The sequence below is a fragment of the Rahnella sp. RcJ3 genome (assembly GCF_009498575.1).
Lineage (GTDB): Bacteria > Pseudomonadota > Gammaproteobacteria > Enterobacterales > Enterobacteriaceae > Rahnella > Rahnella aceris.
Window position 1 is genome coordinate 1 of record NZ_QSNX01000044.1, and the last position, 1,393, is coordinate 1,393.

Annotated in this window: 1 protein-coding gene and 1 pseudogene; one reads left to right on the forward strand and one right to left on the reverse strand. The window is 47.5% G+C overall.

Features of this window, described 5'->3' with window-relative positions; translation table 11 throughout:
- The first annotated feature begins 231 nt into the window (after positions 1–231).
- The gene (locus tag DXU84_RS24760) at positions 232–696 is read left to right on the forward strand and encodes a hypothetical protein (RefSeq protein WP_037034906.1); all 465 of its coding nucleotides are present in this window, start codon (positions 232–234) and stop codon (positions 694–696) included.
- An 87-nt stretch (positions 697–783) separates the two neighbouring features.
- On the opposite strand, the pseudogene DXU84_RS24765 reads toward DXU84_RS24760, so the two are convergent.
- Positions 784–1,219, reverse strand: a pseudogene (locus tag DXU84_RS24765) (transposase); the annotation flags it as partial.
- Positions 1,220–1,393: the final 174 nt, after the last annotated feature.

Consider the following 1,393-nt stretch of genomic DNA (forward strand, 5'->3'; position numbering starts at 1 on the left):
TCCGGTCATAATGTCACCTGTTTTTACTGTGAGGTGATGATATCACCTCTATTCAGGTGGCCAAATTCAGTGTGCCACTACAACCCCGGCTTCAGCCTCGCGGAGGATACTGATGATCTGTTCGTCGGAAAAACGCTTCTTCATGGGGATGTCCTCATGTGGCTTATGAAGACATTACTAACATCGTGGTGTATTAATCAACGGGGAGCAGGTCAAAGGTAGGCAGCCAGCATGGAAAAATCCAACATAGATAATCTTAGTTTTGAGTTCTTTCGTGAGTTTTCCCGCTATGAGTATTGCCTAAAAGCAACTCAGCCAAAGCCCAAAGATGGAAAAGCAGAGGCAAACTGGGATTGGTATGCAAAAGATGTTAAGCACGTCTTTACCTCACCTAAAGACCCTGCATTCATTGCCGCTGTTGACTATTTTATTAATCACCCGCCAAAAAAGCAGGTTGTTAAAGATGGTGCTCTTGCTTGGGATGCCACTCCGCTAGAAGAACCGAACGTAGCACTAAAGATTTTTGTATTAATACGTCGCGTGAGAAACAACCTTTTCCATGGTGGTAAGTTTAATGGTCAATGGTTTGAACCAGAGCGCAGTGAGGCGCTAATGCAACATGCGCTAACCATCCTAAAAATCTGTGCTCAAAATCACCCTAATGTTAGCGAAGCATACGCAGAGAAGTCTTTTTAAGTTGCATTTAATACGGCTTGTTTAGGGGCTTCCCGGCCTGTGTTGTGGCATGGCTCGGGATTAAATTCATAAAAATTGACACAAATTAATGCGGGTTTCTGCAATCTCCCGTATCCGCTGCGTGAGGGCCCGGTCATCGCGGCAGCTGCGGTAGTTGTAAACCTTCGGCTCTGCATCATCAGCCGGCATCCCCTGCGAACCCCGATGCGGTACGCCGCCAGCAGGTATTCAACCGCCTCGCGTTTCTGCACCGGCCTCAGAACTTTTTTCGGATGACGTCCTGCAGCATTTCCTTGTCCAGACTGAGATCGGCGACCAGCCGTTTCAGGCGGTGATTATCTTCCTCCAGTTGGCGCAGCCAACGCAGTTCTGTCACGCCCATGCCGCCAAACTTCTTCTTCCAATTGTAAAAAGTAGCCTCAGAAATCCCCATCTTTCTGCACACTTCCTCCACCCGAGTGCCGATTTCAGCCTGTTTAAGGGCAAAGGCTATCTGTTCTTCGGTATAACGGGTCTTATTCATGGTTAATATGCCTCTCATTGAGATGAAAGAAAGACCGGATACTTCAGTTTAGACTGGCACTGTTTTCAGGGAGGAGATCACGTAAACCCATCTTTGCCCAGGCGCTGTGATGCCATTGCGGTAAACCAATATACATATCGATGCTCCCTTTTCCGGGCCAAATCCCAAATAAAA